General features: G+C 54.1%; 26 protein-coding genes. 20 read left to right on the top strand and 6 right to left on the bottom strand.

Going from position 1 to position 25,010, the window contains the following annotated elements:
• The first annotated feature begins 14 nt into the window (after positions 1–14).
• From dprA to aroE, 4 genes are read left to right on the top strand one after another with little or no spacing between them, the layout of a single operon-like run.
• Positions 15–1,142, top strand: a complete 1,128-nt coding sequence (gene dprA, locus R0137_RS02360) for a DNA-processing protein DprA (protein WP_407328253.1) — start codon at positions 15–17, stop codon at positions 1,140–1,142.
• Between the two features lie 38 nt (positions 1,143–1,180).
• Positions 1,181–1,744, top strand: a complete 564-nt coding sequence (locus R0137_RS02355) for an L-threonylcarbamoyladenylate synthase (RefSeq protein ID WP_407328252.1) — start codon at positions 1,181–1,183, stop codon at positions 1,742–1,744.
• A gap of 60 nt (positions 1,745–1,804) precedes the next feature.
• On the top strand, positions 1,805–2,737 hold the full coding sequence (hemF, locus tag R0137_RS02350; protein WP_407328250.1) for an oxygen-dependent coproporphyrinogen oxidase: 933 nt from the start codon (positions 1,805–1,807) through the stop codon (positions 2,735–2,737).
• Positions 2,734–3,573: a shikimate dehydrogenase gene (gene aroE, locus R0137_RS02345; RefSeq protein ID WP_407328248.1), complete on the top strand. Its 840-nt coding sequence runs from the start codon at positions 2,734–2,736 to the stop codon at positions 3,571–3,573. The genes hemF and aroE overlap by 4 nt, the downstream gene beginning before the upstream one ends.
• A 1-nt stretch (position 3,574) precedes the next feature.
• On the opposite strand, the gene R0137_RS02340 is transcribed toward aroE, so the two are convergent.
• Positions 3,575–4,153 (bottom strand): gamma carbonic anhydrase family protein, encoded by a 579-nt coding sequence (locus R0137_RS02340; RefSeq protein ID WP_407328247.1) that lies wholly within the window; start codon positions 4,151–4,153, stop codon positions 3,575–3,577.
• 113 nt (positions 4,154–4,266) lie between these two features.
• On the opposite strand from R0137_RS02340, the gene R0137_RS02335 reads away from it, so the two are divergent.
• On the top strand, positions 4,267–4,533 hold the full coding sequence (locus tag R0137_RS02335; protein WP_407328245.1) for a YheV family putative metal-binding protein: 267 nt from the start codon (positions 4,267–4,269) through the stop codon (positions 4,531–4,533).
• On the opposite strand, the gene R0137_RS02330 is transcribed toward R0137_RS02335, so the two are convergent.
• On the bottom strand, positions 4,484–5,770 hold the full coding sequence (locus R0137_RS02330) for an MATE family efflux transporter (RefSeq protein ID WP_407330055.1): 1,287 nt from the start codon (positions 5,768–5,770) through the stop codon (positions 4,484–4,486). The genes R0137_RS02335 and R0137_RS02330 overlap by 50 nt on opposite strands.
• Here R0137_RS02330 and R0137_RS02325 point away from each other — a divergent pair.
• The 5 genes from R0137_RS02325 to R0137_RS02305 all read left to right on the top strand — a co-directional run bounded on the left by R0137_RS02325 (position 5,714) and on the right by R0137_RS02305 (position 10,640).
• Entirely contained in the window at positions 5,714–5,929 is a 216-nt protein-coding gene (locus tag R0137_RS02325) for a hypothetical protein (protein ID WP_407328243.1), read from the top strand. The two genes, R0137_RS02330 and R0137_RS02325, sit on opposite strands and share 57 nt — an antisense overlap.
• Positions 5,930–6,243: 314 nt before the next feature.
• Positions 6,244–7,443 (top strand): cytochrome c oxidase subunit II, encoded by a 1,200-nt coding sequence (gene coxB, locus R0137_RS02320; protein ID WP_407328241.1) that lies wholly within the window; start codon positions 6,244–6,246, stop codon positions 7,441–7,443.
• A gap of 14 nt (positions 7,444–7,457) precedes the next feature.
• Entirely contained in the window at positions 7,458–9,029 is a 1,572-nt protein-coding gene (gene ctaD, locus R0137_RS02315; protein WP_405271389.1) for a cytochrome c oxidase subunit I, read from the top strand.
• Between the two features lie 34 nt (positions 9,030–9,063).
• Positions 9,064–9,624, top strand: a complete 561-nt coding sequence (locus R0137_RS02310) for a cytochrome c oxidase assembly protein (protein ID WP_407328238.1) — start codon at positions 9,064–9,066, stop codon at positions 9,622–9,624.
• A 47-nt stretch (positions 9,625–9,671) separates the two neighbouring features.
• Positions 9,672–10,640 (top strand): cytochrome c oxidase subunit 3, encoded by a 969-nt coding sequence (locus R0137_RS02305; RefSeq protein ID WP_407328237.1) that lies wholly within the window; start codon positions 9,672–9,674, stop codon positions 10,638–10,640.
• A 6-nt stretch (positions 10,641–10,646) separates the two neighbouring features.
• Here R0137_RS02305 and R0137_RS02300 read toward each other — a convergent pair whose 3' ends face one another.
• Positions 10,647–10,898 (bottom strand): DUF2909 domain-containing protein, encoded by a 252-nt coding sequence (locus R0137_RS02300; protein ID WP_405271392.1) that lies wholly within the window; start codon positions 10,896–10,898, stop codon positions 10,647–10,649.
• A gap of 75 nt (positions 10,899–10,973) precedes the next feature.
• Here R0137_RS02300 and R0137_RS02295 point away from each other — a divergent pair, with 75 nt between their 5' ends.
• The 5 genes from R0137_RS02295 to polA are packed head-to-tail and all read left to right on the top strand — an operon-like array spanning position 10,974 to position 16,827.
• Entirely contained in the window at positions 10,974–11,795 is an 822-nt protein-coding gene (locus R0137_RS02295; protein WP_407328235.1) for an SURF1 family protein, read from the top strand.
• 7 nt (positions 11,796–11,802) lie between these two features.
• Entirely contained in the window at positions 11,803–12,492 is a 690-nt protein-coding gene (locus tag R0137_RS02290; RefSeq protein ID WP_407328234.1) for a hypothetical protein, read from the top strand.
• A complete protein-coding gene (gene cyoE, locus R0137_RS02285; RefSeq protein ID WP_407328232.1) occupies positions 12,485–13,408 on the top strand; it encodes a heme o synthase in 924 nt (307 codons plus the stop codon). The genes R0137_RS02290 and cyoE overlap by 8 nt, the downstream gene beginning before the upstream one ends.
• Entirely contained in the window at positions 13,405–14,067 is a 663-nt protein-coding gene (locus R0137_RS02280; RefSeq protein ID WP_407328230.1) for an SCO family protein, read from the top strand. The genes cyoE and R0137_RS02280 overlap by 4 nt, the downstream gene beginning before the upstream one ends.
• Positions 14,068–14,100: 33 nt before the next feature.
• Positions 14,101–16,827 carry a DNA polymerase I gene (polA, locus tag R0137_RS02275; protein ID WP_407328229.1) on the top strand — a complete coding sequence of 909 codons (2,727 nt, stop codon included), beginning with the start codon at positions 14,101–14,103 and terminating at the stop codon, positions 16,825–16,827.
• A 224-nt stretch (positions 16,828–17,051) separates the two neighbouring features.
• Here the strand turns inward: polA and yihA are convergent, their stop codons facing one another.
• Positions 17,052–17,729 (bottom strand): ribosome biogenesis GTP-binding protein YihA/YsxC, encoded by a 678-nt coding sequence (gene yihA, locus R0137_RS02270; RefSeq protein WP_407328228.1) that lies wholly within the window; start codon positions 17,727–17,729, stop codon positions 17,052–17,054.
• A 128-nt stretch (positions 17,730–17,857) separates the two neighbouring features.
• Between yihA and R0137_RS02265 the strand changes: the two genes are divergently transcribed.
• From R0137_RS02265 to R0137_RS02250, 4 genes are all read left to right on the top strand, one after another.
• Positions 17,858–18,154, top strand: coding sequence for a c-type cytochrome (locus tag R0137_RS02265; protein ID WP_407328227.1), 297 nt, complete (start codon positions 17,858–17,860; stop codon positions 18,152–18,154).
• Positions 18,155–18,188: 34 nt separating this feature from the next.
• Positions 18,189–18,830: a c-type cytochrome gene (locus R0137_RS02260; RefSeq protein WP_407328225.1), complete on the top strand. Its 642-nt coding sequence runs from the start codon at positions 18,189–18,191 to the stop codon at positions 18,828–18,830.
• Between the two features lie 154 nt (positions 18,831–18,984).
• A complete protein-coding gene (locus R0137_RS02255) occupies positions 18,985–20,364 on the top strand; it encodes a CoA transferase (protein WP_407328224.1) in 1,380 nt (459 codons plus the stop codon).
• 96 nt (positions 20,365–20,460) lie between these two features.
• The gene (locus R0137_RS02250) at positions 20,461–21,120 is read left to right on the top strand and encodes a thiol:disulfide interchange protein DsbA/DsbL (RefSeq protein ID WP_407328222.1); all 660 of its coding nucleotides are present in this window, start codon (positions 20,461–20,463) and stop codon (positions 21,118–21,120) included.
• 47 nt (positions 21,121–21,167) lie between these two features.
• Here the strand turns inward: R0137_RS02250 and R0137_RS02245 are convergent, their stop codons facing one another.
• Together R0137_RS02245 and R0137_RS02240 are read right to left on the bottom strand one after the other, a co-directional pair.
• On the bottom strand, positions 21,168–21,788 hold the full coding sequence (locus tag R0137_RS02245) for an NADPH-dependent FMN reductase (protein ID WP_407328221.1): 621 nt from the start codon (positions 21,786–21,788) through the stop codon (positions 21,168–21,170).
• Complete coding sequence (locus R0137_RS02240) at positions 21,785–23,080, bottom strand: multidrug effflux MFS transporter (protein WP_407328220.1); 1,296 nt, start codon at positions 23,078–23,080, stop codon at positions 21,785–21,787. Before R0137_RS02240 ends, R0137_RS02245 begins: the two co-directional genes overlap by 4 nt.
• Before the next feature lie 65 nt (positions 23,081–23,145).
• Here R0137_RS02240 and R0137_RS02235 point away from each other — a divergent pair, with 65 nt between their 5' ends.
• Entirely contained in the window at positions 23,146–24,969 is a 1,824-nt protein-coding gene (locus R0137_RS02235; RefSeq protein WP_407328219.1) for a carboxylesterase/lipase family protein, read from the top strand.
• The last annotated feature ends 41 nt before the right edge of the window (positions 24,970–25,010 follow it).

The raw sequence follows: 25,010 nt of genomic DNA, 5'->3' as shown, positions 1-25,010 counted from the left end.
TAAGCTTCCGGGTCATGGATGACAAGACCCGGGAACACTTCCAAATACTGCTTAGCTGGTCTGGGACTCAAACTCAGGGCCTCGGAAATTTGCTGCGTGAGTATCAAACTCCTGCGGCCTTGTTTGCCGCTGACTGGCTCGCTGAGCCCGCTAAACAACAACTTGCCACCTTGCCGACTGCGACCCAGCGTATGCTCGCGCGTGCTCGCAAACACTGGCCACGGACAAACAACCATTGGACACTTCGAGACACCGACGACGCTGATATAGATGAATTCATTCCCCTCGGCGATCGTCGCTACCCCAATGCACTTCGGGAGATTCCTGATCCACCGCCTTGGTTGTTTTGTCGAGGCGATCCTTCCTGCCTCACAAAACCTGCGGTGGCTATTGTGGGTAGCCGCAAAGCGAGTCATGGAGGACTCCGTGCTGCGCATGAAATAGGTCAAATCCTTGCAGCTGCTGGCTACACCGTTTGTTCAGGTCTCGCTTTGGGCATTGACGCGGCTGCCCATAGAGGCGCTCTTCAGAGTGGCCAAACTGCCGCCGTACTTGCGTCGGGCTTGGATAGAGCGTCTCCTCTTCGCCATCGAAAGTTAGCGGCCGACATATCGCGCCGAGGCTGCGTAGTCAGTGAGCTACCCGCCGGTACGCCTCCAGCAAAGCATCAGTTTCCGCGAAGGAACCGCATTATTAGCGGTTTGGCGAGGGCTACAGTGATTGTCGAAGCAGCGCTGCCCAGCGGATCTCTGCATACAGCGTCCGCTGCGCTGGAGCAGGGTCGCGAGGTCCTTACCCTCCCCTGGTCGATTTTTCATGAGCAGGGCGCCGGTTGCAGGCGTTTGTTGCGCGATGGCGCGACCCCCATCACGGCGATGGAGGACCTGTCCAGCCTGTTTCCTGGCGTTGCGAATCATGCAGACCAACCCCGCCCAACGCCGACGGGTGATGCCGCGAAGCTTCTGCTGCATCTTGGTGATGAAGGTCTAGCGCTGAATACCCTCCAGCAGATTACGGGCCTGCCCGTTTCCGATTTACTGGCCCTACTGAGCGACTTGGAGATTGAAGGATGGCTCAGCAATATAGATGGACGCTATTGCCGGAATGACTGCAAGCCTTGCCAGCGCCAGAGCAGTTGCTAGAATCGGCGCCCGTTTCAACGGCCTGTTCACTGAACCGAATGCCTCCAGCTATTTCTTTTCGTATGCGCCTGTGTGCCAATGCCATGGCTGGACACGGCGTGATCGCATGTCCTACGGAAGCGGTGTGGGGATTGAGCTGTGATCCCTTTAGCGATGTTGCGGTACAACGTTTGCTGGATCTTAAGCAGCGGCCCGCGCACAAAGGCCTGATTTTGGTGGCGGGAGATGAATCGCAGTTGGCGTTTTTGCTCGAGGACTTACCCGAAGCCCTACAGCGAAAAGTTCGCGTGTCCTGGCCTGGGCCGAATACCTGGCTGGTTCCTCATCGCGGGAGAGTGCCTTCATTGGTGCATGGCAGGTTTGAAAGCGTTGCAGTGAGGGTTAGCGGTCATCCTTTGGTAAGAGCGCTATGTCAGGTACATGGCGGACCGCTGGTATCCAGTTCAGCGAATGTGGCGGGGAGTCCTGCACCGAAGACTTTATTGGCAGTGCGCAACTATTTCGGGAATCGTCTGGATGCCGTGCTTCCAGGGGCAGTGGGTGGTTCCCAGCGGCCGTCAATCATTCGTGATGTGTTCAGTGATGAGGTCTTCCGTGCCTAGATTGCTGCCAAGTAAGATCCCGACTCGTCGGAGAAGACAAAATATAAAAGGATCCGCGCTATGAGCGAGATGACCGACCCCATAAAAGAGTACCTGCTAGGTCTTCAGGACAGCATTTGTGAGAGTCTCGTGCAGGTTGATGGGGGTGCAGAGTTTACGATTGAAGAGTGGGATCGCCCCGAAGGCGGCGGCGGACGCAGTCGCGTATTGAGCGATGGCGCGGTGCTTGAAAAAGCTGGGGTGAACTTCTCTCACGTAATGGGTGCGGAGCTGCCGGGCTCTGCCACGGCTGCACGTCCCGAGTTAGCGGGTCGTAGTTATCAAGCCCTGGGTGTTTCTCTGGTTATCCATCCGCGAAATCCCTATGCGCCCACTTCCCATGCGAACGTGCGCTTGTTTATCGCCGAAAAACCCGGTGAGGAGCCGGTTTGGTGGTTTGGCGGCGGTTACGACCTCACGCCCTATTACGGATTCGAAGAAGACTGTGTCCACTGGCACAAGACGGCTGCAGATGCCTGCGCGCCCTTCGGTGAAGAGGTGTACCCAAAGTACAAGGAATGGTGTGACGAGTATTTTTATCTCAAGCACCGGGACGAGCCCAGAGGTATCGGCGGTCTTTTTTATGACGATCTCAACAGCTGGGATTTTGAAACCTGTTTTGCATTTATGCGTTCCATCGGCGACTCATTTATTGCTGCTTACCGACCTATTCTGGAACGCCGCAAAGACACTCCCTACGACGATCGAGAGCGGCAGTTCCAACTGTATCGTCGCGGACGCTACGTGGAGTTTAATCTCGTGTTCGATCGCGGCACATTGTTTGGGCTGCAATCAAATGGCCGCACCGAGGCAATATTGATGTCGCTGCCGCCCTTGGTTCGCTGGGAGTATGCGTTTCAACCGGAACCCGGGACCGATGAGGCCCGCCTCACGGACTACTTCCTCACGGGACGCGACTGGCTACATCTGAACAGCGCCGGAGTCGCTTCATGACCAACAACAAGCGATTCGCCGTTTTTGGCAATCCCATTAAACATAGTCGTTCGCCCATGATTCATGCTGCTTTTGCCGCGCAATGCGATGTGAAGCTTGAGTATCGGGCTTTGCGTGTTGAGCTTAACGATTTTGAGCGAGCGGTAACTGCTTTTTTTGATGCGGGTGGCCAAGGCTTAAACGTGACAGTTCCCTTTAAGGAGCAGGCCGCGGCCTGTGCTGCCGAGTTAACACCCCGCGCTGCGCGGGCGACGGCGGTAAATACGCTGTGGCGCGACGACGAAGGCGTCTTGCATGGTGACACGACGGATGGTGTTGGCTTGGTGCGCGATATGGTCGCAAATCTAGGTTGGCGTGTTCAGGAGCAGCGGGTGCTCATAGTTGGTGCGGGAGGGGCTGTTCGAGGGGTTCTTGAGCCCTTGATGCGCGAATTACCTGCTTCTGTGCATATCGTGAACCGAACAGTGGAGCGCGCAGAAACACTGGCGCGGGAGTTTGGTGTGCTGGGTAAGATTTCAGCGGGTGGCTATGACAGCGTTTCGGATGAGCAGTTCGATCTTGTGATCAATGCAAATAGTGCGGGCCTCAGTGGCGAAATGCCGGCGCTTCCGCCGGGAATTTTGAGTGAGCGCTGCTGTTGCTATGACCTACTGTACGGCGCTGAGCCTACTGCCTTTATGCGCTGGGCAGCTCAAAATGCCGCATGGGCCGTGAGCGACGGACTGGGTATGTTGGTAGAGCAGGCAGCTGAAGCATTTTATGTGTGGCACCGTCAGCGCCCCGAAACTCAGCCTGTGATTCAACAGCTTCGGGGGGTACTCGCCGCCGCTGCTTAAGCTATTCGTTACCTGCACAAAGCGTATCGAGTTCATCGATGTGTTGGTCTTTTAGGCGCACGTAGTTTCCTGCGCTATAGCTAAAGAAAGCCATTTCCTTATCGCTGAGTTCCCGTACCTGCTTAGCCGGAGAACCGGCATAAAGGTAGCCACTCTCTAAACGTTTTTTGGGCGTTACAAGGGCACCGGCAGCAATGACGACGTTGTCCTCTACAACTGCGCCATCCATCACCACAGCACCCATACCGACTAATATTCGGTCCCCGAGAGTGCAACCGTGGAGCGTCGCGTTGTGGCCGATGGTGACTTCTTCGCCAATAGTGAGAGGCCAGCCTGCCGGATTAAAGTCACTGGCGTGGGTGATATGCAGTACGCTACCGTCTTGAACACTGGTTCTCGCGCCGATGCGGATGGAGTGCATATCTCCGCGAATGATGGTTCCTGGCCAGACTGATACATCGTCGCCGAGAACCACGTCGCCCGACACCACTGCGCTGGGGTCGATAAGAACCCGATTCCCGAGTTTAGGCGTATGACCCCCGAAGCTGCGTAAACTTAAGTTGGTGTAATGCTTGTGCATGATCGCAAGAACCTCATCTGCCGGAACGTCAAAGCACCATTGTGGCCGCAAACGCGGTTGTCGACCACCGCGGCTTCTTAACGCGCAGGATTACAGAGTAGTGAGGGAAAAAGATGAGCGGTTTTCAGAGCCGGAGACGTTTCATTGCAGGGGCTGTCTGCCCTCGTTGCGCTGAGATGGATAAGATCGTGGTGGATTTGGACACCGATGAGCGCGAATGTGTTGCCTGTGGTTTTCGCGAGGGCCGTCCTGCTGTCAGTACGCCTGAAGAAGTGAAGACCCGGGTGAGTCGACCATCGGCGCGGCGGATTGAAACGCCCGCGGAGGTGGTCAGGCTATTGGATCCGAGTGACTCTCAAGCCAGTGGTGACGGCGAGTAAAATACCCAAAGTACAGCGCAAGAGTGATTCCACGGCTTGCATTAAATACCGCAAAGGAAAACCACAGCCCTTGGTTTCCCAGTCCCGTGGTCAGGTACCAGCAGGGCAAATAGACTACGAAGGCGCTAAATAGCATGGTCACCATCATCGCGCGTGTGGCGCCCGCACCAATGAACAAACCGTCCAGTAGATAACTTGGGGCAGCAATTAGCGGCAGCGCAACGAGCCAAAGACCATGGGCTCGCATAATTGCCAGTATTTCGGGCAGGCTGGTTAGCATCGGGAACAGCCAGGGTTTTCCCAGAAGTATCAAAGCACTGATGATTAGGGCGGATACTGCAGTCCACAGCGCACAGCGGCGGCTAACGCGGAAGAATTTCGCTAAGTCACCGCCACCTAATGCCTCTCCAGCCAAGCCCTCGGCCGCGTAGGCAAAACCATCCATTGCAAAAGCAGCAAAAAGTAGAAACTGCATCATCACGGCGTTGGCCGCGACTACTTCCGGACCCAGGTTCTCTCCTGCCGCGGTGAAAAAGGCAAAAGCAAACAAGAGGCTGAGAGTTCGAAAAAACAAGTTTAGGTTGCTGCGAAGAAGCCCTAGGTAGGGGCCTGGGACGCGCAGTTTTGTCCAAAGCTCAGCGCTAAAAAATGCAGCGAGCGGTTTTTTTAGCGCTATCAGGACCATGATCAGGCCGAGATACTCAGCAATGACGGTCGCGACGGCTGCGCCACTGCTCGCAAGTCCCAGTCCCATTATGAACAGCGCGTCGAGGGCGATATTGCTTACATTTGTGATGATTAATATGCGCATGGGCCACTGGGTATCCTGGTGCCCGATGAACCAGCCAAATGCGGTATAGGTCAAAAGAACTGCTGGCGCACTAAGCATCCTCAATGAGGCGTAATTCTCAGCCGTTCCTCTGATCTCAGGCCCCGTTCCCATGGTCTCAAACCCCAGAAAGAGCAGAGGCTCCTGGAAAATCAGCAATAATCCCGCGATAGCAAGGGCTATGACCGCAGATCTGGCTAATGCGAGTAACGCTCGTGGTTCGTCCTTGGCCCCATTTGCGCGAGCCACTTCCCCGGTGGTCCCCATGCGCAGGAAGCTGAAACCCCAATAAAGAAAGGAAAGAACCGCACCGCCTACAGCCACTGCGGCCAGGTGTTTGGAGCTATCAAGATGGCCAAGGAGGGCCGCATCGACAAGGCCCAGCAGAGGAATGGAGATATTCGCAATGATCGCTGGCCAGGCAATAGCCCATATCTTGGCGTCGAGGCTCGCGGCTATCGCTACATCTTGGGGTTTTTCCCTAGGCAGAACGGGTTCCTTTTGGCTTTTACCAAACCGCTTGTAAATCAGCGCGTTAGTAGGTTTATGGAGAAGCTTTCGCTATAATCGCCGGGCCTCAGGGGGACGTGGCCTCGTGCCATAGTTATTACAACTGTTATTACAACACTAAACAGCCTGTCGCCGTCAGTTATGTAAGCCCGGGGGAAATACGGTTTGCAGCTGGCGAAAAAACACACACCGAAGACCTCTCTGTGCGATTTATCGGCCAGAGACTTGCTCAGGCGCGCGTATTTCACGAGCTCTTGAGTGCTGAGGTGTGCTAGCGAGGTGTACCCGAGTTCGCTGGATAAACAGTTTAGGAGCCTTTGAGATTACTGTCTTAAAGGCGCGATGAAATACAGATTGATGGAGACCCGGTAATGCAGGGAACAATCAACCGAGCGCTAGCTCTTTTAAAGAAACCAGGCGCAGCCGCTGTAAGCAAGATACGCGCAGCCGCGGTTTTTTCGGCGATGACTCTCGCAACAAGCTTGATGGCAACATCTGCACAGGCTGAGGGAGAGAGAAGCACAGTCAACATGGATCCAGGCGTCACAGCCGTTGGGCAGTCGATCTTTGACTTGCACATGATCATTTTGTGGATCTGCGTGATTATTGGTATCGCGGTATTCGCGGTGATGTTCTATTCCATCATCTACCACCGTAAATCACGTGGTGTGGTGCCAGCCCAGTTTCACGAGAGCACAAAGGTAGAGATTGCCTGGACAGTCGTGCCATTTTTGATCCTTATCGGCATGGCAGTACCTGCAACGTCTACTTTGCTTGAGATCTACGATTTCGAAGACGCAGAGATGGATATCCTTGTCACCGGATATCAGTGGAAGTGGAAGTACGAGTACTTGAACGAAGACGGCGAGAACGTGACGTTCTTTAGTAACCTCCAGACGCCTCAGTCTGAGATCTACAACTCTGCCGATAAGAACGAGAACTACCTCCTTGAAGTGGACGAACCACTGGTTATTCCCGTTAACACCAAGGTGCGGTTTTTGGTCACAGCGAACGATGTGATCCACGCTTGGTGGGTTCCTGAGTTAGCGGTTAAGAAAGACGCGGTACCCGGGTTCATCAATGAAACATGGACCCTCGCTGAGGAAGAAGGCATCTACCGAGGTCAGTGCGCTGAGCTTTGCGGGAAAGACCACGGCTTTATGCCCATCGTCGTTAAAGTTGTCAGCCAGGAAGAATACGCCCAGTGGCAAAGCGACAAGCAGCAAGAAGCTGCTCAGGTGCGTGAACTCATGGCACAGACTTTCACCATGGATGAGCTTATGGAGCGCGGTAAAGCAGTTTACGCTCGAGCTTGTCTCGCGTGTCACGGCGCTAACGGTGAGGGCGGCGTGGGTAACGCGATTGCTGGGTCGGCGGTAGCTACTGGCGAGCTCGGCCAGCACCTGAACATCGGTATTAACGGTGTTGCTGGATCAGCTATGCAGGCATTTGGTGGGCAGATTAATGACGTTGAGATGGCGGCAGTAATCACCTACCAGCGCAACGCATTCGGTAACAATATGGGCGACATGGTTCAGCCCATTGATGTATTCAATTACAAGAAGGGTTGAGGGGAGTATTAACGATGGCACACGGACCCGCTAAAGGAATCAGCCGCTGGCTGTTTACCACGAATCACAAGGACATCGGCACGATGTACCTGTGGTTCTCCTTCGCAATGTTCATTTTGGGTGGCGCTTTCGCGATGATTATTCGCGCTGAGCTTTTCCAGCCCGGTATGCAACTTGTTGAGCCGGCATTCTTTAACCAGATGACGACCCTTCACGGCCTCGTGATGGTGTTCGGCGCGATCATGCCCTCCTTTGTGGGCCTGGCAAACTGGTTGATACCTATGATGATTGGCGCACCCGATATGGCGCTACCACGCATGAACAACTGGAGCTTCTGGATTCTCCCTCCTGCGTTCCTGATGCTCGCTTCTACATTGTTCATGGAAGGTGGTGCTCCGGCCTTTGGCTGGACTTTCTACGCTCCGCTTTCGACAACTTACGCTGCACCTTCAGTCACCTTCTTTATCTTCGCGATCCACATCCTTGGTCTATCTTCCATCATGGGTTCGATCAACATTATCGCGACGGTAATGAACATGCGCGCTCCCGGCATGAGCTACATGAAGATGCCACTGTTCGTTTGGACGTGGTTGATTACTGCTTTCTTGCTAGTGGCGGTGATGCCTGTACTGGCCGGAGCGGTGACGATGATGCTCATGGATATCCACTTTGGCACCAGCTTCTTCTCAGCAGCCGGTGGTGGTGATCCTGTCTTGTTCCAGCACATCTTCTGGTTCTTCGGACACCCAGAGGTCTACATCATCATCTTGCCAGCGTTTGGAGTGGTTTCGCAGATCATCCCAGCCTTCAGCCGCAAGCCACTGTTTGGCTACGACTCCATGGTCTACGCTACTGCAGCCATTGCCTTCCTGTCGTTCATCGTTTGGGCACACCACATGTACACCGTTGGTATGCCTGTTGCTGGTGAGCTGTTCTTTATGTACGCGACGATGCTTATCGCGGTACCTACTGGTGTGAAGGTCTTTAACTGGGTAAGCACAATGTGGCGCGGCGCCCTGTCCTTTGAGACGCCCATGCTGTTCTCCATTGGCTTTCTGGTGCTATTCACCATTGGTGGATTCACAGGTTTGATGCTGTCTATCGCTCCGGCGGACTTTCAGTATCACGATAGTTACTTTGTTGTTGCTCACTTTCACTACGTGATGGTTGCGGGTGCGGTGTTCTCCATGTCGGCGGCGGTTTACTACTGGCTGCCAAAGTGGTGCGGCAAGATGTACAACGAAACCATGGGTAAAACGCACTTTTGGATTTCGTTTATCGGCTTCAACATCACCTTCTTCCCACAGCATTTTGTTGGGCTTGCAGGTATGCCCCGTCGTATCCCGGACTACGCGTTGCAGTTTGCAGACTTCAATATGATGTCTTCTATCGGCGCGTTCATTTACGGCGGATCGCAGATCCTGTTCCTGTACAACGTTGTCGCAACGATTGTCGCGGGCAAGCCTGTGAGTGATGAGAAAGTGTGGGATGGTGCCGAAGGTCTTGAGTGGACGGTAGCAACACCTGCGCCGTATCACACCTTTGAAGTGCCACCGACTCTCGATCCAGCGCACGCGCACTCTTAAGCAGCATTGGACTAGAGTCGAGTAAGCTCTTCGAATGATGCGAATAAGCAACAACCCTTCCATCGATACCGTCATCAAGTTGGTGACGGTAGCGGTGGCTATGTTTGCGTTTGTTTTCGTCGTTATGGTGCCGCTTTATAACGTGCTTTGTGACGCTCTCGGTATCAACGGTAAGACTTCCGGCGAGGTTTATACTGCCGTTCAGGCGGGCGTGGACGAGAGCCGAGAAATTACCATTCAGTTTGTTGCTACTAACAACGATGGAATGCCTTGGGAATTTCGGCCGTCGACCACCATGATGCGTGTGAATCCCGGCGCGTCGAACGATACGGTTTTCCTGGCCCGTAACCCTTTGCCACAGGCAATGGTTGCCCAGGCAATACCAAGTGTTTCGCCGTCGCGTGCTGCAGAGTACTTCCACAAGACAGAGTGTTTTTGCTTTAACCAGCAACCGCTGGATGGGCGCAGTTCGGCAGAAATGCCTTTGCAGTTTATTATTGACCGTGAGCTGCCAAGCGATATTAAGACAATTACTTTGTCCTATACCTTGTTTGACGTGACAGATATGGCGCAGAGCGCCGTTGCTGCACGCTAACGGCTGTCGGTCAGGGGGACCGACGGTTTAACTGGAGAGAAAATTCAATGACAAGCCAGACCTCCACAGATTACGAAAAGTATTACGTACCGGAGAAAAGCCCACTCGCTGTCATGGCGACTATTGGTCTCGTTCTCAGCGTTTTTGGTGCGGCCAACTTTATCAATCAGCTGACTTTCGGTGAGGCAGGCGAAGCCTCGCCCACTATTCTTTACTGTGGTCTGTTCTTCTTCGCCGCGACTTTGTTTGTATGGTTCCGAACGACGATCCGCGAAAACATCGCAGGTATGGCCAGTGGTCAACTCAAAAAGTCTTATGTGCTGGGAATGTACTGGTTCATCTTTTCGGAAGTCATGTTCTTCGCAGCATTCTTCGGTGTGCTGTTTTACGTTCGTAACTTGGCGGGACCCTGGTTAGCCGCTGAAGGTGAAGGCGGACGAATGAACTACCTTCTCTGGGAGGGCTTTCAGATGAGCTGGCCCATGATGCAGACACCTCAGGAAGCCGTTGGCGGTGCTGCGGATCAGCTGATCGCGAACAATGGCTCCTTTTCGAGCGCCAAGCAGAGCATGTCTTTTGCTGAAGCCCACCACTGGTATGCCTGGCTGCCGCTATGGAACACCATCATTCTCCTGTCTTCTTCGGTGACCGTGCACATTGCGCACACGGGTCTTTTGAATGGCGACAAGAAGAAGTTTAATTTGTGGCTGGGCGGCACGGTTGCCTTGGGTGTGCTTTTCGTCATCCTGCAGATTGCCGAGTACTACGAGGCCTACGCTCACTTCGGCCTGACTTTGAACTCAGGTATCTACGGATCCACGTTCTTCATGCTGACCGGGTTCCACGGATTTCACGTGTTTATGGGAATGACGATGCTGGCAATACAGCTTATGCGTTCCTTGCGAGGCGGCCACTTTACCGCCGGTGATCACTTTGGTTTTGAAGCGTCGAGCTGGTACTGGCACTTTGTAGACGTAGTTTGGGTATTCCTGTTCCTGTTCGTCTATATCCTCTGATCAAACCTACTGCTGCTGAGTCGGCATCGCGGCCCCTTGAGGGCCGCTGTCCCAGGGGTTGCGATGACCGAGCTGTCCTGTCGCAACGCCAAAGATAATCAAACCCATTAAACCTATTGCCAGCCCCAGTCGTACACCTAACGAAGTGTGTGTGCGACGTTTTGTTTTGTCTCCCTGATCCACCATTAGGAAGTACGCACCACTAACGAGGCTGCCCACCAGCATTACCATGAAAAGCACGATCAAGAATTTCAGCACAGCTGGTACCTTGTTTAAGCCAAACCCACAGTATAGCGGAGCGCTGGGTGTATTGGTTTTGCGGGGCTGTGCCCCATGACGGCTTTGAAGCTTGATCTTGAGTGGCGCACCACTTTGGCCACGGTACTGTTGTTTCCGGGCCTCATTGCATTGGGGTTTTGGCAGTTGGATCGGGCTCAAGAAAAGTCCGAGCTTGCGCTGAGCGAAAGCCAACGCGCGACCGCTGCTGCAATCGACGTAGTGTCCCTCCTTGAGATGCCTACCGAAGAACGGGCATATCGCGCAGTCACCGTAAACGGAGAGTACGTGCCCGACGCGGTGATCTTGTTGGACAACCAGATACGTGACGGACGTTATGGCCACGATGTTTACGGGATCTTTTATGATCGAGACAGCGGCCAGCACATTCTGTTAAATCGTGGCTGGGTGCCGGGGGACGCTTCGCGACGGAGTGTTCCTCAGGTAGAAGTACCCAGGGGAGAGTTTGCTTTGAGCACATCTGCCTACGTTCCGCCGGGAGAGCCTTACATCCTGGCGGAGGACCAGTTCACTTCTTTGGAGTGGCCGTTGTTGGTGCAAACCGTGTCATCACCTGCTTTGCGAAAAATACTGCGTGACGATCTGTCGGGCAGCCTTGTAGCCACTGAGTTGAGACTGCTTGCCCAAGAGCCCACCGGTTTTCGGAGAGATTGGCCGGTAGTGAATGTGTCTCCGGAAAAACACCAGGGTTATGCTGTGCAATGGTTTACCATGGCCGCCGCTTTACTGGTGTTCTTTGTCATTCGTAGCAGTAACATTTTGAGTCTGGGTCGGGTGGGCGGCCCCCCAAAGAAGTCGTCAGATTCTTCCTCGGATACGGTTTCCGCGAAAGAAAACACTGCGGACCATAAGGAGTAATGAGCGCGTGAACCGCGTAGACAGCCAAAATTCCTCAGATGCCTCAACGCAGCCGCAGCCAGGGAATGGTCGTATGACCCTCTTGCTGATTGCCGGTATACCGGTGATTGTCGTTCTTGCAGCAAGCTGGATGTGGTACTTCGTGGCTAATGGTCAGTTAGACCTGGTCGGCGCACTAGGTACCTCAAATCGCGGGCAGTTGGTACAGCCACCAAGACAGGCGGCAGAGGCCGGCTGGCAAAATGCTCAAGGCGAGGCTTTCGCTGCGGGCAATGATGCCAAGTGGACACTGGTCATTCCCCAACGCGGTGGCAGCTGCGATGTTGCTTGCGAAAAGCGTCTCTATGAAGTTCGCCAGATTCATATGGCGCTCGGTAAAGAACTGGGCAGAGCAGAAAGATTGATGATCACGGACGCGCCCTTGGATACCGTTGCTCTTACGGTGGAGGCATTGAGTGACCAGCGTCCTCTTCCGGAAGATTTCGCTGCTTACGTCGAGCGCGAGCAAAGAGGCATGACGCTGTGGCATACGCCTGAAAGCAGTTTTGCCGAGATGTTCCCCGAGTATGCCGATTACCCTGACAGTTGGTACGTTATGGATCCCGCTGGATGGGTGATGATGCGCTATGACCAGTCCGTGAGTTACAAGGATGTCATCTCCGACCTTAAATTCCTGATGAAGAATTCCAATGGCTGAGTCAGCTACGGCATCCAACGAGGCTCAAGACTCCCGCGCAACATGGCGGGATTACAAGGAGCTCACCAAGCCGGGGGTCGTGGCCTTACTGATCCTCACTTCTGTGATTGGTATGTTTATGGCAGTGCCCGGTTGGGTGCCCCTCGATGTTTTGATTCTGGGCAACCTTGGCATCGCTTTTTGTGCAGCCGCGGCGGCGGCCGTCAACCATGTTGTTGATCAACGCATTGATCAGCGGATGGCGCGAACTCGTAATCGTCCGCTGGCGAAGGGTCGAGTGAGCAATCGCAATGCGATCCTCTTTGCCCTGGCACTGGGCGTAGCCGGCATGGCTATTTTGCTTATTTGGATTAACGCCCTGACCGCCTGGTTGACCTTTGCTTCGTTGGTGGGCTACGCATTCATCTACACGTTGTTTCTAAAACGGGCGACGCCGCAGAACATCGTTATTGGTGGTTTGGCAGGAGCAGCGCCACCGTTGCTTGGATGGACCGCTGTTACCGGCGAAGTTAGTGGACATGCACTGTTACTGGTTTTGATCATCTTTGCCTGGACGCCGCCGCACTTTTGGGCGCTGGCGATACATCGTCGCGAAGAGTACGCACTAGTGGACATCCCCATGTTGCCGGTCACCCACGGCGTGCGTTTCACGCAGCTGCACATCATTCTTTACACCATCATTATGTTTTTGATTACGCTCATGCCTTTTGCAACGCGCATGAGCAGCTGGCTGTATCTTGCGGGTGCTGTTGTTCTGGGCCTGCGATTCTTTTACTGGTCAATTGAGATTTGGCGAGAGAAGAATCCCAAGGCGCCGATCTATGCCTTTAAGTACTCCATCACCTACCTTATGTTGTTGTTCCTGATTATGCTCCTTGATCACTATTTGCTTCCCCTACCGGCCTATCCTGTATGACCGCTGACAGGGATAAACGTCAGCGCCGGGGCATACGACTGACCATAGCTTTAGTTTTAACTTTTATGCTCATCGTGGTTGCGGGTTTTATTCACCGTATCGGTCAACCGCGCCTGATGTCCGATGGAGAGCTTCAAGCGAACGGTTTGTATTTGATGGACCCGCCTCGGGACTTTGGTGAGTTTGCCTTAACAGACCACCGCGGAGAGCGCTTTACACAGGATTCACTGAAAGATCAGTGGACCCTGGTGTTTTTTGGCTTTACCTATTGCCCTGATGTTTGCCCAACGACGATGGCTTTCTTGGATCAATTTGTGGGCCAGCTTGAGGGTACCGAGGCGAAGGACACTGCTGTGGTGATGGTCAGTGTTGATCCTGCTCGGGACACGGTAGAACAGCTGGCAAGCTATGTGCCTTACTTCAATGAGGACTTCACCGGCGTAACTGGTGAGTTTCTGGATTTGTTTAGGTTTGCTACGGCACTGAACACTCCGTTTCGTAAGGTACCGGGTCAAGGTGATGACTATCAGGTAGACCACAGTGCGAATGTAGTCCTCATAAATCCTCGCGGGCATTATCATGGGTTTTTTAAAGCACCCCTTGATCTCGCGAAAATGAAAGTTACCTACCGCGCGGCACGTTATATTTGGGATCATTGATAGGCCTGACATGAACAGGAGCCACACGACGATATGAGCGACACGAAACCCCTGGTTCTGGTTGACGGCTCTTCCTATCTTTACCGCGCTTACCACGCACTTCCACCGCTGACGAACTCCAAAGGCTCTGCGACCGGTGCGGTTAAGGGCGTTATTAACATGCTTCGACGGCTGCAAAAAGACTACCCCGAAAGCACGATAGCCGTGGTATTTGATGCGAAGGGGAAAACCTTCCGCGACGACATTTACCCCGAATATAAAGCCAACCGACCCTCTATGCCCGATGATCTTCGGGAGCAGGTGCAGCCCATTCACGATATCGTTCGGGGAATGGGATTGCCTTTGCTTTGCGAGCCGGGAGTAGAGGCCGACGACGTGATTGGCACTCTCGCTAAACAAGCGGGCGATGCGGGTTGTCCGGTCATTGTGTCCACCGGCGACAAAGACATGGCGCAGCTCGTAAACGAGAGAGTCACGCTGGTGAACACCATGAACGATACCCTTATGGACCCGCAGGGGGTTGTGGACAAATTCGGTATTCCTCCTGAGTTGATTATCGATCTCCTTGCGCTGATGGGTGACAAGGTCGACAACATTCCCGGGGTTCCGGGAGTTGGAGAGAAAACGGCCTTGGGACTCCTTCAGGGGCTAGGTAGCCTCGATCAAATTTACGATTCTCTTGATAAGGTTGAAACCCTGTCGTTTCGCGGCGCCAAAACTATGGCCGCCAAGCTCGAAAAAGAGCGAGACAACGCATATCTGTCTTACACGCTCGCAACGATTGCTACGGATTTGGAGCTGCCGTTGGCATATGCCGAGCTTGCGAATGCAGCGCCGGACAACGCCGCGCTTCTGGAGCTTTTTCGGGATCTCGAATTCAAGGGCTGGATAGATGAGCTAGAAGGCGCGGCGTTAGGGGATAGCGGCTCGCCGGTAGAGCCGGATACCCGTGAGCAGCATTATGTGACTGTGTTCGATCAGGCGACTTTAGATGAATGGATAGCTCGGCTGTCAGCCGCGCCGCTGTTTGCCTTTGACACGGAAACAACCAGCCTCAACTACATGGAAGCGGACATCGTTGGTGTGTCCTTTGCCATAGAGCGCGGTGAGGCAGCCTACGTGCCCTTAGCTCACAGCTATCCTGGCGCCCCAGCGCAGCTTGATCGCGATGCCGTGTTGGCGGCTCTGAAGCCTTTGTTGGAAGACCCTGCCCGCGCCAAGCTTGGGCAAAACCTTAAATATGATGCCAGTGTGCTGGCCCGTCATGGTATCGAGATGCAGGGCATAGCCTTTGACACTATGCTCGAGTCCTATGTTCTTGATTCCACGGGAACACGGCATGACATGGACAGCCTCGCGCTGAAGTATCTCGGGCGCAGCACAACGCACTTTGAAGATGTGGCCGGTAAGGGCGCCAAACAGATTACCTTCGATCAGGTGGGGATCGAGCAAGCCGCTCCCTATGCTGCAGAGGATGCGGAAGTCACCCTCGCTTTGCATGAAACCTTGTGGCCAAAGCTTCAGGAAAATTCCGGCTTGCAAAGCGTTTTTAGTGATATTGAGCTTCCTTTGGTACCGGTGCTGTCGCGGATGGAGCGGACGGGTGCGTTGCTGGATGAAGAGCGCCTTTGGGAGCAGAGTCGCGAGTTAGGAGGACGCCTTCAGGCATTAGAAGAAGAAGCCCATAATCTTGCGGGTCAGGTGTTTAATCTCGGTTCTCCAAAACAGCTGGGTCAAATTCTGTTTGAGAAGCTGGAGTTACCGATCCTCAAGAAGACGCCAAAAGGCGCACCTTCGACGGCAGAAGAAGTTCTTCAGGAGTTGGCCTTGGATTATCCGCTGCCGAAGTTGCTCATAGAGCACCGCGGACTCTCTAAACTTAAATCGACCTACACCGACAAGCTGCCCGGGATGATTAATCCTCGCACCGGACGCATTCACACCTCCTACCATCAGGCAGTGACTGCCACGGGGCGTTTGTCATCATCGGATCCCAACCTTCAGAACATTCCCATTCGAACTGAAGAAGGCAGGCGGATCCGTCAGGCGTTTATCGCCGCTGAGGGTTATCAGGTCGTCGCTGCGGACTACTCACAAATTGAGCTCCGGATTATGGCTCACCTGTCAGAGGACCCCGGTTTGTTAGCGGCGTTCAGGGAGAACCTGGATGTGCACAGTGCCACTGCTGCAGAGGTTTTCGGTGTTTCTTTGGACTCCGTGTCTGGAGAGCAGCGCCGAAAAGCCAAGGCGATCAATTTTGGTCTGATCTACGGCATGTCAGCCTTCGGCCTCGCCAGACAGCTGCATCTCGATCGCGGAGAAGCCCAGCGTTACATCGATGTGTACTTTGAGCGTTACCCCGGGGTACGTGAGTACATGGATAACACGCGAGCCCTCGCCCACGAGCAAGGCTATGTAGAAACCTTGTTTGGTCGCCGGCTTTATCTTCCGGAAATTAATGTGCGCAATAAAATGCGACAGCAGGCCGCCGAACGAACGGCTATTAATGCGCCGATGCAGGGAACAGCGGCTGATATCATCAAGCGCGCGATGATTTCAGTTGATCGGTGGATCGACGAAGATGGCGTCGATGCGCGGATGATCATGCAAGTTCACGACGAATTGGTGTTAGAGGTTGCCGATTCGCAGCTTGATTCCGTATGTGACGAGCTTTGCCGTCAGATGTCGACAGCCGCTGATCTTGCGGTCCCCTTACTGGTGGAAGCGGGTCGCGGTGCCAATTGGGATGAGGCGCACTGAAACTTTTTTTGTACTTTTGGAACTTTTGTCATAATTGGGCCTCAAACTTATCGTGACAATGAGGTGAAGTGCATTGTTCCAGGACGCTGGTTAGCATGGTTTACAGCGTCCATTCCCCTTGAGAGACCCTGACTGCCCGGTTGCTTTTCTCCTCGTTTTGCAACCGGGCCTTTTTTTGCCCCTTGGTTCGCGGGGCTGTCATGCTGGTTTTGAGCGATTAAGAGCTAATTGTCAGATTCGTCATCAAACACTGAAGTATCAGTCAGCCATTTATCAAGCGTGGCAATCAACTCACCGTGCCCCTGGTGCTTCAGCGCCGAAAACAACTGGCAACTTACGAGTTCACCCAGATGTGCGACCTGGCCTCTGACTTTCAAGAGTGTTTGTTTGCCGGCGCCTTTAGACAGTTTGTCGCACTTGGTGAGGAGCATATGCACAGGCATATCGGCTTCCGCTGCCCATCCCAGCATTTGCTGGTCGAAGGGTTGTAGCGGATGACGGCAATCTGACAGCAAAACCAGCCCGCGGAGGCTTTGCCGCTGTTGGAGGTACGCCTCCATCTGTTTGGTCCAGTCTTGTTTGAGTTTTTGCGGTACTTTGGCATATCCGTAGCCAGGCAGATCTACGATGCGCTGCTGCTCACCTACGGTGAAAAAGTTGATGAGCTGGGTTCTGCCGGGCGTTTTGGATGTCCGTGCCAGCTTGTGGTTTTGCGTCAAGCTGTTAATTGCACTGCTTTTTCCGGCGTTTGAGCGCCCTGCGAACGCGACTTCCCAGCCATTGTCGTCGGGACACTGGCTTACTTTTGCGGCACTGGTTAGGAACTCGGCCTTGCGATAGACCGGCTTGCTTACGGGTTCGTCCAAAACTTGCTCATTTTGGTGATTTGTTGGGGTATCCATCTTGAGTATAATAGCGCGCCCTTCTTGTAGGGGGCACGATTTATGAGTTGTCTTTAGCCGTTAAGTGAAAGAGCCCGCCAACAGGGCCGGGCAAGGATGACCAAATAAACCACTGGGAGGTGTTTACCGTGAAGAAAGTCATTTTGGCCGCTGCGGTAGCGGCGTTTGCTATGGCTGCTCAGGCAGAACCAAATATGGAAAAGTACGGCAAGAGCTGCGCCGTATGCCACGCAGCTGGCGTAGCCGGTGCACCCAAGATTGGTGACAGCGCGGCTTGGGAGCCACGTTTGGCTAAGGGCATGGATGCGCTGCTAGCCTCCGTAAAGAATGGTCTTAATGCTATGCCGCCCATGGGTATGTGCTTTGACTGTTCAGATGAAGAGTACGTGGAACTGATCAAGTACATGTCGACTGCCGCTGAATAATCAGCGCGCAAAAAAGAGTAGGGATTCTGAAGTTATGAAAAAGCTGCTTGTTCTCAGCGCGTTCATTTTTGGCGCAGTTGTTAGCACTGTGAATGTCCACGCCGCGGACATCCTGAAGGGTGACCCCGTTGCTGGTGAACAGAAGGCCGTTGCCTGTGGAGCCTGTCATGGCGCCGACGGCAATAGCATGGTCCCTATGTTTCCAAAGCTCGCAGGCTTGGGCGAAAAGTATCTGTTGAAGCAGACGCAATACATCCGTGACGGTGTGCGTCCCGTAGCGCAGATGGCTGGACAGGTCGACAATATGTCCGACCAGGATCTGGCGGACATCGCAGCGTACTTCAGCAGCAAGCCCCGAGGCGTCGAAAAAGCTGACCCTGCGCTGGTAGCGTTGGGTGAGAAGGTTTATCGCGCCGGCGTTGCAGATCGAAATGTCGCCGCTTGCATCGCGTGTCACGGTGCCCGTGGTACCGGTAACGCACCTGCAGGCTTTCCTGCCCTTGGTGGTCAGCACGCAGACTATGTTGCGGCGCAGCTGAAGGCTTACCGCAAAGGTTACGAGGATCCTACGGGTCGCGTAACGGGCGGAGATACAAAGATCATGCGTAGTAACGCTTTCGGGCTTTCTGACATGGAAATAGAGGCAGTTGCTGCCTATGTGTCGGGTTTGCAGTAGAGCATTTAGACGGGAATAGTGCAGATGCTATAAGGCGCGCTACGGTGCATTCGAGAACGGTCCGCATTGCGGGCCGTTTTTCGTTGTGTAGTACGCAAAAACCATTGTTCAGACGATTCCGCGTCGTCTGCATGTAATTCTGGAGTAAGCAGCCGTGCAAACCGACAGAAACGATGTTGATCTCTCCGCAGCTATCGAAGAGGCGCTTTTCTACGTTGATTCACCCACCAGCGCAGTGACGGGTGATGACGATTTGGCTGCCCTCCCTTCCTGTTTTGATGTCACTGGCCTTGCGGTTGCAAGTATTGGGGCTGCCTGTGCTGAACTAGCAGCGTTAGCTGGCCGACCATCTGATCAGCAAGTTGTTGTTAGTCGACGATTGGCCTCGCTCTGGTTTGGTATGAGCATTCGACCACAAGGCTGGGAGATGCCTCCTGTATGGGATGCGATCGCCGGACTTTATCGCAGCAAAGATAATTGGATACGGTTACACACCAACGCTCCGCACCATCGTCACGCAGCCCTGGACGTCCTCTCCTGCGAAGCCATACGAGAGGATGTCGCCGCGCGCGTTTCCCAGTGGACAGCCGAAGACCTCGAGCGCGAGATTGTTGGTAATGGAGGTTGTGCAGCGGCACTTCGAAGCAAAGAAGAGTGGGACGCCCACCCTCAGGGGGTTGCCAGCCAAGAGGAGCCCCTTATTGCCTGGACTGAAGGAGAGAGCACTGCATCGGCTCTGAGTTTTGGTACTGAGAGCCTCCCTTTAAAGGGCTTGCGTGTTTTGGATTGCACGCGTGTTCTCGCCGGACCTGTTTGTACCCGTTTGCTTGCCGGCTACGGAGCGGAGGTTTTAAGAGTCGATCCCCCTGGTTGGGACGAAGCGAACGTAGAGCCCGAGGTAACTTTGGGTAAACGAATGACCACCTTGGACCTCAGGGAGTCAGCCGATAAACAGTGTTTTGAGAAGTTGCTGGCGAGCGCTGATGTATTCATACATGGGTATCGCTCGGATGCCCTTGAGGGCCTGGGTTTGGGCGATGAACGACGACGAGCGATTAATCCAGCACTTATTGATGTATCTCTATCCGCTTACGGCTGGACGGGCCCTTGGGCGACGCGCCGGGGATACGACAGCCTTGTACAGATGAGTAGTGGCATCGTTCACGAGGGCATGCTCCGTGGTGACGGTAAAACCCCTACCCCGCTTCCTGTTCAGGCGCTCGATCATGCCACTGGCTACCTTATGGCGGCGGCTGCGCTGCGAGCTCTGCGTGTGCGTCGCGAGGCTGGTACCGCGCTCTCTGCTCGATTGTCTCTGGCGCGAACAGCAGTACTGCTCAAAGGCACGGTTCGCAACGGTACATCCGTCGCGTTTACAGATGAGGACATTGCAGATCTGACTACTGATCTTGAGTCGACGTACTGGGGGCCAGCGCGAAGAGTTCGTTTTCCCGTGATTGAGGGTTTGGCGCCGCCAAACTGGCGACACCCAGCCCGGCCACTCCACAGCGATGCCTCGGAATGGCCTAGCTAAGGAATCTGAGCAGTCTTGCGGCGCTGCCAAAACAGCGAACTTTTCGTTAGGATGCCTGTCCTATTATCTAATCACCAAAAAAATCTGGAGAACCCCATGTACAAGCGTATTTGTTTCGCAGCCATCGCCATGCTTGCGTTGCAGCTCAGCGCCTTCACGGCTCAGGCCCAAGACGAAAACTATATCGCCGGTGAGCACTATGATGTGATTTCCCCGGCTATTCGCAGTAGTTCAGACAAAATCGAGGTCACGGAGTTTTTCTGGTACGGCTGTGGACACTGCTACAACTTTGAGCCTCAGCTGGCCCAATGGAAAAAAACGCTTTCTGAAGACGTTGTTTTGAAGGGATCTCCCGCTATGTGGAACGCGCCAATGGAGATCCACGCAAAAGCATTCTATGCCGCTGAAGCCCTAGGTGTTCTAGATAAGATGCACATGCCGCTGTTTCAGGCTCTAAACGTCGATCGCAAGCGTTTGGCGAGCGAAAGCGAGCTGGCAGATTTGTTTGAAGCTAATGGAGTTTCTTCTGAGGACTTCTCAAAGGCCTACAACTCTTTTGGCGTTGGCAGTCAGACTCGGCAAGCAAATGCCCGAGCCCGAGCCGCTAAAATCACAGGGACTCCTGAGATTATGGTTGCTGGAAAATACCGTATTACCACGCGCAAGGCGGGCGGCCAGGCAAACATGCTAAAAATTGCTGATTTTCTTATAGAGAAAGAGCGCGCTGCGATGCAGATGGCTAGCACGGACTCCTGATCAAAACTCCCGCCGCGAACCGCGGCGGGGTCTTCTAGCTTTATCACCTACATCCCGTTGCTGTAGTTCTCCAGAGACGTTTTACCGCTTGCCCGGATTTGCTGAAACGCCCTGGTGTACTCTCCCAGCATTTCCAGACAGTAAGTCAGCCGCGCGTTTAGGTAGTCATGCTGACTGTCGTCGTTTTCAGCACTGTCCTCGTTAAACACCTTTCCCGCATTGCGTACTATTAAATGCTCGGGCATATAGCAGATCCGGCTGTTCTTATAGCTACTCATACGTAGTTCAGCGACCGGGTAAGCGCCGCCGCCGGCTCCTCCTGATACAGACACAATAAGAGCGGGCTTGTGAGCGAGCTCACCGGTGCCGGGAAACAGTAGAAACAGGTTCTTGAGTCCTGAGGGCACCATGCCATGCCACTCTGGTGTCACGACGATAAACCCGTCGCAGCTGTTTAGTTCTGAACGCAGTTCACCGATAGCTTCTTCCCACTTGGGATCACCGGTCCAAAGGCCTTCGTCCCAGAAGGGCAAGGGGTTGTCTGCGAGAGAGAAAAGATAAGTCTCGTCGCAAAGACCTTTCTTATCTAACTGCGCTGCTGCGTAGCGGGCGATCTTCTCGCTCTGGGAATCGTTTCGATGACTGCCGCTGAGAATGCCAATTTTCATGTTAGTTCAGGCTCCGTGGATGACGTGTTAACGGGATAGTGTTTCTTGTGCTGGGCTCTGCCAAATACGATTAAGAGCAACGCAATCAGTTGGGTGACTGCCATAGTGACAATCATAGGTAATGGTGATGAAACTAATACGCTGCCAACGGCGGCAGTGATCACAGCGGAGAGTCCCATTTGTAAAAATCCGAATAGAGACGAGTTCGTGGCTGCGATCTTTGGGAAGTGCTCCATAGCCATCGCCATTGCTTGAGGGAGCGCTAGCCCAAGGGCTACCGAATAAAAGCTCATGGGAAGGATCAGGGCTAAGATAGATGTTGGGGCTAGCAAATGGAATGCGAACATACAGAGCACTGAGGTAGACGCGAGTGCACCCCCGCACAGAAGTAGCTCTGAGGAATCTAATCTTGCGGCGAGTCGTGCGCTCAAAGCGCTTCCACCCATGTAGCCGAAAACCGACGTTAAAAAGATAAAGCCAAAATACTCTACCGGCACGCCAAGCATTTCAATGAAGACGAATCCTGAGCAAGCGAGGTAAGCCATAAGTCCTGCGTAGATAAGTGCGCTTGCGCCTGCCACCGGTAAAAACACGGGGTCTCGTAGCAGCAACAAATAGTTGGCGGCGATGTTCCTCGGGTGCAGGCTCTGCGGTTCGGGTAGCGTTTCGGGAATGCGATAGCCCACGATCACCAACACAATGGCGCCGTAAACACCCAAAAAAACGAACACCGCAGGCCATTCCACGTAACGTAGGAGAAGGCCGCCAAGACCTGGAGCTACCGCCGGCGCCAGCGCCATTAGCATGGCAATGAGCGACAGTGCGCGTGCGGCTCCTTTGGGTCCAAAAACGTCCCTGGTTATGGTGCGGGCGAGGGTCGGACCCACACAAGCGCCAAGTCCCTGTACAAAGCGATACACCGTTAGCTCTTCTACGGTGCTGGCTAGCGCGCAACCCGCAGAGGCCAGGACAAACAAACCGGTGCCGGCCAAGAGGATGGGTTTACGCCCGAAACGATCCGCCAGCGGCCCGCAGGCGAGGTGAAACAGCGCAAAACCCCAGAGATAAGCGCTTAGCGTAAAGTGCATGTGCACAATGTCTGTATCAAGAGCTTTTTGCATCGCGGGCATCGCCGGTAGATACATATCTACACTCAGCGGACCCAGGGCAACAAGCGCAGCGAGAAACACCAACGTGGTTTTCGAGTCAGGGTTCAGATGAAGCTTATGCGGTGTGCGGGACATGGGCGCGCAATGGTACACCACCGAGATTGCCAGAGATTGTGCGGACATCGGAGGGAGCACTTGTTCAAAGCAGGCGCGCCTGACGTTAAAGTAGGGCAAAAGAGGAATAAGCAATGCGTTGGCTAGTTTTGATCGTGGGTATTGGGTTTATCGTTGGCGGGCTTTTTATGAACCGCCGGGATGTCGACGAGGGGCCGCTTACTTTGGTCGCCGATATGAGCACTTTGCGCGATACGGACACCGGTCCGGTAGTCGGTGGAATAAGTTCACCCGGCGCACAGGTTTGGCTGGGAATACCCTACGCAGCCGCTCCAGAGGGTGAGCGGCGATGGCGAGCCCCGGCTCCGGCCCAGCCGTGGTTAAGAGCGCGGGAAAGTCTCGTTTATGGGGAGGTTTGCCCGCAGTTTGCCAGTCGTTTGTCTGCCTCCTCTGCCGACCCCGGAACTCTCATCGGCAGCGAAGATTGTCTCTCCCTCAACGTATTTGCCCCCGGCGGCGTGGAAGCGAATGCGGCCTTGCCTGTCATGGTATTTATTCACGGTGGTGGTAATACCATTGGATCGTCCATTCCCTACGAGAGTTCGGCGTTTGTGCAGGAGCAAGGGGTGCTTATGGTCACCCTTAACTATCGTTTGGGTGCCTTGGGGTGGTTTAGTCATGCAGCTTTACGGGAAGGAGTTTCGGCTGAGGATGCTTCCGGCAATTTCGCATTGCTCGACATGATTGCAGCCCTTCAGTGGGTCCAGGACAACATCAAAAGCTTTGGCGGCGACCCATCGCGCGTGACGGTGTTTGGTGAGTCCGCAGGTGGTCGGAACATCTATGGACTTTTGGCATCTCCCATGGCCAAGAATCTTTTTCACGGCGCTATCGTTCAGAGCGGGTTTCCCGGCACCTTCACTCGCGCCCGCGCAGAAAAGCCCAGCTCGAGTCCTCAACCAGGGCATCCCAACGGCTCTCATGCCTTGGCCTCGGCATGGCTTGAGCAAGATGAGACTCGAAGCGAAACGGCGGTGCTCAACCAAATGTCAGCAGCGGAACTTGCCAGTTTTCTTCGAGGCTTGAGCACCGCAGACATCATGGCACCTCTTGCCACCGCCGGCGGCATGTATCGCGCACCGGCGCTGTTTCGCGATGGCGTCGTTTTGCCCAAAGAGCCACTTACAGAGATATTTAGCGACCCATCTCGCTGGAATCGAATGCCGTTGATGATTGGCGGGAACCTCGATGAGATGAAGCTGTTTCTTGTTCTTTCGGGCCGTCACACCTCGAACCTGTTAGGCGTTATTCCTCAGGTAGATGACCCTGCGCGCTATGAATTACTGAACCGATATCACAGTGATGCATGGAAGGCGGCGGGAGTTGATCTGCCTCTGTCGTTGATCAGTGATAGTAGCCCGGACACAGCGTTGTTCGCTTATCGGTTTGACTGGAACAACATGCGTAAAAACTGGCTTGTGGATCTCCCTGAGTTGCTCGGTGCGACCCATGCCCTTGAGCTGGACTTCTTGTTTGGCCCTCTCATAAGTCGCTTAGTGCCGGGAGTTTTTCACGCCGGTAACAACGGCGATCGCGAAGCTCTGGGAAGCACAATGCGAGATTACTGGGCAGGTTTTGCCTATAACGGGCGACCAGGTAGTGGAAGAAGTGCTTCGCAGCCCGCGTGGCCTGGTTGGAGTGTTGAGGAGCCTAATCTGATGCTTCTTGATGGCAACGAAGGTCAGGGCGTCCGTTCTGAGGCGATTAGCGTCACGGTGGAGGATGTTAAGCAGCGCCTGTCTCAAGAGACATCGCTGCCTGAACGTTTGCGCTGCGCGCTCTACGTCGATTTGTTCCTGGATAATAATGGGCTGAGTGAACAGTTTGATACTCGGGAGTATCAAGACCTGGGTTGTGGCGAGATTCCGTCATGGCCTCTTGCAGGCTTGTCTCGCTAGGAACGAAAAGGCCTTTGAGTATTTAGCTACTCACAGCGCCT

The organism is Congregibacter brevis (assembly GCF_045689245.1).
Taxonomy (GTDB): Bacteria; Pseudomonadota; Gammaproteobacteria; order Pseudomonadales; family Halieaceae; genus Congregibacter; species Congregibacter brevis.
This window is presented reverse-complemented; position numbering and strand designations above follow the sequence as displayed.